The 5389-nt window shown below is 67.1% G+C and carries 7 protein-coding genes and 1 pseudogene; 5 read left to right on the plus strand and 3 right to left on the minus strand.

Annotated features, from left to right (window positions below):
* Positions 1-142 precede the first annotated feature (142 nt).
* The 3 genes and pseudogenes from ACLP25_RS22160 to ACLP25_RS22170 all read right to left on the minus strand — a co-directional run bounded on the left by ACLP25_RS22160 (position 143) and on the right by ACLP25_RS22170 (position 2117).
* Positions 143-1066, minus strand: a complete 924-nt coding sequence (locus ACLP25_RS22160) for a foldase protein PrsA (protein ID WP_442471306.1) — start codon at positions 1064-1066, stop codon at positions 143-145.
* Positions 1067-1253: 187 nt separating this feature from the next.
* Positions 1254-1466, minus strand: a pseudogene (locus ACLP25_RS22165) (YgaP family membrane protein).
* Between the two features lie 66 nt (positions 1467-1532).
* Positions 1533-2117 carry a Crp/Fnr family transcriptional regulator gene (locus ACLP25_RS22170; RefSeq protein WP_442471307.1) on the minus strand — a complete coding sequence of 195 codons (585 nt, stop codon included), beginning with the start codon at positions 2115-2117 and terminating at the stop codon, positions 1533-1535.
* Positions 2118-2462: 345 nt separating this feature from the next.
* Between ACLP25_RS22170 and rpsM the strand changes: the two genes are divergently transcribed.
* The 5 genes from rpsM to ACLP25_RS22195 all read left to right on the plus strand — a co-directional run.
* Positions 2463-2831, plus strand: a complete 369-nt coding sequence (gene rpsM, locus ACLP25_RS22175) for a 30S ribosomal protein S13 (RefSeq protein ID WP_442471308.1) — start codon at positions 2463-2465, stop codon at positions 2829-2831.
* 62 nt (positions 2832-2893) lie between these two features.
* A complete protein-coding gene (rpsK, locus tag ACLP25_RS22180; RefSeq protein ID WP_113890864.1) occupies positions 2894-3283 on the plus strand; it encodes a 30S ribosomal protein S11 in 390 nt (129 codons plus the stop codon).
* Between the two features lie 106 nt (positions 3284-3389).
* A complete protein-coding gene (locus ACLP25_RS22185; protein WP_442471309.1) occupies positions 3390-4406 on the plus strand; it encodes a DNA-directed RNA polymerase subunit alpha in 1017 nt (338 codons plus the stop codon).
* Between the two features lie 171 nt (positions 4407-4577).
* A complete protein-coding gene (rplQ, locus tag ACLP25_RS22190; protein WP_442471310.1) occupies positions 4578-4988 on the plus strand; it encodes a 50S ribosomal protein L17 in 411 nt (136 codons plus the stop codon).
* Positions 4989-5201: 213 nt separating this feature from the next.
* On the plus strand, positions 5202-5389 hold a 188-nt coding region (locus ACLP25_RS22195), incomplete at its 3' end, for a hypothetical protein (protein ID WP_442471311.1).

A 5389-nucleotide genomic window follows, 5' to 3' on the forward strand; every position in this document is an offset into this window, starting at 1 on the left:
CGGACGCCGGCGATCGGCGGCAGGGTCGGGTATTTCTTCGGCGCGAGCGGGGAGAGCGCGGCGGGGGCGGCCATGGAAGCGTTCCGTCATCGGTTGATGAGACGGGAGCGGGCCAGCCGCCCGCTCCGGGAAAGGGCGTCGATCAGTTCTTCGGCTTGCCTTCGTCGGCCGGCGCCGGCGCGGCCGGCGCGGGCGCGCCCGCGGGCGGAGCGGCCGCCGCATCCGGGGCGACCGGCTTGCCGTCGGCGTCGAAGTACTGGATCTTGGCCGCGGCGTGCAGCGACGCCACCTCGTCGCTCTCCGCCTTCTGGGCGACGTAGCGGGCGGCCTGGTCCTTGAGCTGCTCGAAGGGTGGGAAGGTCTTGGTGCGGGTGTCCTCGACCTGGATGATGTGCCAGCCGAACTGGGTCTTTACCGGATCGGAGATCTCGCCCTTCTCCAGCTTGAACGCGGCTTCGGAGAATTCCGGCACCATGCGGTCCTTGGTGAACCAGCCGAGGTCGCCGCCGTCTCCTCCGGTGTCCTTCGACACTTCGTTGGCGACTTTGGCGAAGTCCTCGCCGCCCTTGACGCGGGCGAGCGCCTTCTTGGCGTCGTCCTCGGTCGGAAGCAAAATGTGGCGGGCGTGGATCTCCTCCTGCGGCGGCTCGGCCTTGGCCGCATCGTCATAGGCCTTGCGCTCGGCGTCCTCGGTGGTGGCCGCTTTGGCGACGGCGCCCAGCAATTCCTCCATCGCCAGCTTGTCGCGGTAATAGGCGAGCTTCTTGGCGAAGTCGGCCGACTGGTCGAGCTTTTCCGCGTCAGCCTTCTTGGCGGCGAGCTTGAGGTCGATCAGGTAGTCGAGCACGTATTTCTGGCGTTGCGCGCCTTCCAGCTTCTGCGGCAGGCCGGGGCCGATGTCGGCCATCGCGACGGCGAGGTCGTCCTCGGTGATCGGCTGGCCGTCGACGGTGGCCAGAACCTTGGGGTCGGCCGAGGCGGCGCCGGCGAAGGCGAGAACGGCGCCGGCGCCGAGCGCCAGGGCGGCGGCGGCCGAGCGCAGGCGCGCGGGTAGCAGTCTTGTCATCGGGGCTCCTTTGAGCGTCGCGCGTCGGTCAGAAGCCGGCGACGCGGCGGTGGCGCTATAGAGCCATTCTGGCGAATTTGCGAGGGGAAAGGCGCCGGTTTCGACGGCAAAAACCGAGGGGAGGGTATATCATGGGCGCTGCTGCCCGGCGCCTCGCCCCCGGGCGCGGGAACGTCCCGGGGCGCCTTTAGGCTTTCTTCGCGACCGGGCAGGTCGACAAGCCGAGAACGCTGTAGAGCGGGCACGAGCCGAGGAGCGCGGTCAGGAGCGGCACGACGCCGATCTAGCCGACCCCGGCGTAGGGCGCGCCGGGAGCCAGGAAGCCGAGCGCGAAAGTGATGAGTGCGAGGCCGACGACGATCCGCAAAATGCGGTCGATCGCGCCGAGGTTGGTCGTCATGGGGTCCTCCAGGGTTTAACCGGAGAACGGCATAGATCATCGTCTCGGGCGGCGTCAGTGACCTCGTCACCTTTGCTCGGCGCGCGCCATCGCGGCGAGCGATTTTGTGTCGCGGATCCGGATCGAACCCCGCTCGGCGACGATCGCGCCCTCGCGCTCCATGCGCTGAAGCAGCCGGCTGACGACCTCGCGCGCCGTGCCGAGCTCGGCCGCCAGCGTCTGGTGGGTCGCCGTAACGACGCCGCGCCGGGCCTCGGCGAGCAGGAGCCGGGCGAGCCGCTGCGGCACGCCGTGGAACAGGACGTCCTGCATGACGGCGACGAGGTCGGCGACGCGGCCCGCGTAGTTGCTGAGGACGAGACGGCGAAACCCAGCGGATTCGTCGATCATCCGTTCGAACGCCGGAGCGGGGAGGAGCCGCGCCCGCACGTCGATCTCGGCGACCGCCTCGGCGAACATGGTTTCGCCGCTGAGGAGCGCCGAGGTGGTGAGGACGCAGGACTCGCCTGCCTCGATCCGGTAGAGCGTGATCTCGCGTCCGGTGTCGGCGGTCAGGGTTACCTTGACCCGGCCGCTTTCGAGCACAAATCCAGCCGCGTGCCGGATCGCCTGGCCGATAGATGACGTCGCCGGCGGCAAAGGCGACGGCAAGGCCGCCGGCGCGGCGGGCGGCTTCGGCGGCGTCGCCGGCGTCGGCCATGGTCGCGCGGTCTCCTTTAGGGAAATGAGCGCGGACCTTCGCGACTTGTCGCGGCGAACGCAAGCCAGGCAACGCGAGCCTAACGCGAGCCTGAGGTGTTGACGTTTCGGCCGCCGGCCGCTATATGCCGCCCATCCCGATGCGTTCTGGGTCCCGGCGCCGTTTTCGAGCGCATGGGACTTTTTGCGTTTCCACCAGGATTCTCGGCAAGGGCCGGCCTCCACCGGACGTCGAGACCACGTGTCCCGCGCGGTTCCGGTTCGGCCGGCGTCGCGCCGAAATGGAGACTTGAGCTTATGGCTCGTATCGCAGGCGTCAATATTCCGACCAACAAGCGCGTCGTGATCGCGCTCCAGTACATTCACGGCATCGGCCCGAAGAAGGCCGAGGAGATTTGCGAAAAGGTTCACATCCCCTCCGAGCGCCGCGTGGCGCAGCTTTCCGACGCGGAAGTGCTCCAGATCCGCGAGACGATCGACCGCGACTACATGGTCGAGGGCGACCTCCGCCGCGAGGTGGCGATCAACATCAAGCGCCTGATGGACCTCGGCGCCTATCGCGGCCTGCGTCATCGCAAGCAGCTGCCGGTCCGCGGCCAGCGCACACACACCAATGCGCGCACCCGTAAGGGCAAGGCGAAGCCCATCGCCGGAAAGAAGAAGTGACCGCTTTCGTTTCAACGCTTTTTTGGAACTGACGCGCGAAAGCGCGCTTGAAGGACCGCACTATGGCAAAAGAGGCAACCCGCGTCCGTCGCCGCGAACGCAAGAACATCGTGTCGGGCGTCGCGCACGTGAACTCGACGTTCAACAACACCATGATTACCATCACCGACGCTCAGGGCAACACGATCTCGTGGTCGTCGGCCGGAACGATGGGCTTCAAGGGCTCGCGCAAGTCGACCCCGTTCGCTGCCCAGATCGCGGCCGAGGACGCCGTCCGCAAGGCGTCCGAGCACGGCATGCGCACCCTCGAGGTCGAGGTCTCCGGCCCCGGCTCGGGCCGCGAGTCCGCGCTGCGCGCCATCCAGGCGGCGGGCTTCACCGTCACCTCGATCCGCGACGTGACCCCGATCCCGCACAACGGCTGCCGCCCGCGCAAGCGTCGCCGCGTCTGATCCCTTTGGCGCGCTGATCGGTTTTCCTGGTTAGCGCGCGCATTCGGCCTTGCGGCGCGTCGGGCGCCGAGAGGCCGCGCATGCTTCGAATGGAAGGCCCCGCCCCGTGATCCAGAAGAACTGGCAAGAACTTATCAAGCCGAAGAAGCTCGAAGTGCTGCCGAGCGACGACTCGCGCCGCGCCGCGACGGTCGTCGCCGAGCCGCTCGAGCGCGGCTTCGGCCAGACGCTCGGCAACTCGCTGCGCCGCGTGCTGCTCTCCTCGCTGCAGGGCGCCGCGATCACCTCGATCCACATCGACGGCGTGCTGCACGAGTTCTCGTCGATCCCTGGCGTCCGCGAGGATGTCGTCGACATCGTGCTCAACGTCAAGGACGTCGCCGTCAAGATGCAGGGCGACGGGGTCAAGCGCCTAGTGCTCAAGCGCCGAGGCCCGGGCCCGGTCACCGCCGGCGACATCCAAACCACCGGCGACATCCAGATCCTCAACCCGAACCTCGTCCTCTGCAACCTCGACGAAGGCGCGGACCTGCGCATCGAATTCACAGTGACGACCGGCAAGGGCTACGTCCCGGCCGAGCGCAACCGCGCCGAGGATTCGCCGATCGGCCTACCCCCGATCGACAGCATGTTCTCCCCGGTCAAGAAGGTGAGCTACCGCGTCGAGGCGACCCGCGAGGGCCAGGACCTCGACAAGGACAAGCTGACGATGACGATCGAGACCAACGGCGCCATCACGCCGGAGGATGCGCTCGCCTACGCCGCCCGCATTCTGCAGGACCAACTCGCCGTGTTCGTCACCTTCGAGGAGCCGCGCCGCGAGGAAGCCGCGCACGCCATCCCCGAGCTCGCCTTCAACCCGGCGCTGCTCAAGAAGGTGGACGAACTCGAGCTCTCGGTCCGCTCGGCCAACTGCCTCAAGAACGACAACATCACCTACATCGGCGACCTCATCCAGAAGACCGAGGGCGAGATGCTGCGCACGCCGAATTTCGGCCGCAAGTCGCTCAACGAGATCAAGGAAGTTTTGGCGCAGATGGGTCTGCACCTCGGCATGGAGGTGACCGGCTGGCCGCCTGAGAACATCGAGGACCTCGCCAAGCGGTTCGAGGAGCATTACTGACGAGTCCCTTCGCCCGCTCGCGGGAGAAGTGTCAGCCGAAGGCTGACGGATGAGGGTTTTGGCGCAAACGCTCCCCCCTCACCGCAGCCCTCTCCCACAAAGCGGGGGAGGGTTAAGACGAGCGGCCGTTCCTTGGCACGGCGGCCGCAGACCCGATCAAGGAGAACGCCGATGTATCATGGACGCGCGAAGCGCCGTTTCAACCGCACAGCCGAGCATCGCCAGGCGATGTTCGCCAACATGGCTCAGGCGCTGATCAAGCACGAGCAGATCATGACGACTTTGCCTAAGGCCAAGGACCTTCGACCGGTGGTCGAGAAACTGGTGACGCTGGGCAAGCGCGGCGATCTGCACGCGCGGCGCATCGCGATTTCAAGGCTGCGCGACGCCGAACTCGTCAAGAAACTGATCGATGTGCTTGGGCCCCGCTACAAAGCCAGGAACGGCGGCTACACGCGGATCATGAAGGCGGGCTTCCGGCCAGGCGACAATGCCGCTATGGCCGTCATCGAGTTTGTCGACCGCGACGTCGAGGCCAAAGGCAAGAACTCAGGTCCCGTTCAGGCGACGGCGGCGAGCTGAGGGTGGCGGCGAACTGAGTGTGGAGTAAGCCGGGCCCGAAGCCCGCGCCGCGCCCGCGCCAACCCCGATATCGCGCGGTCCCCGGCTCCGCGGGCGAGGAGAACCGCCGCCGCGTTATCCTCCCTCGCGCAAAGCGCGGGGGACAGGACGTCGCGACCCGCGCGAAGCCGGACCCCGCTTGACAGCGCCGGGCGGCTCTCACAGTTTCACGGCATGTTGGAGACCGAAGCCGCTGAAGTCGCCGTTCGGGGTGGCGCACGCCCCATGAGCGAAGATCGCATCCAGCGGGAAATCAAATATTTCCGCGATTTTGCCGCGGTCTACACCGACGCGATCCGTTCGAGCGACTTCAAGGCCAACATCACTCTTCTTTTCCTGCCGCTGCTGATGGTGCCGATCCT

This window comes from Roseiarcus sp., assembly GCF_052145395.1.
In the GTDB taxonomy this organism is placed as follows: domain Bacteria; phylum Pseudomonadota; class Alphaproteobacteria; order Rhizobiales; family Beijerinckiaceae; genus Roseiarcus.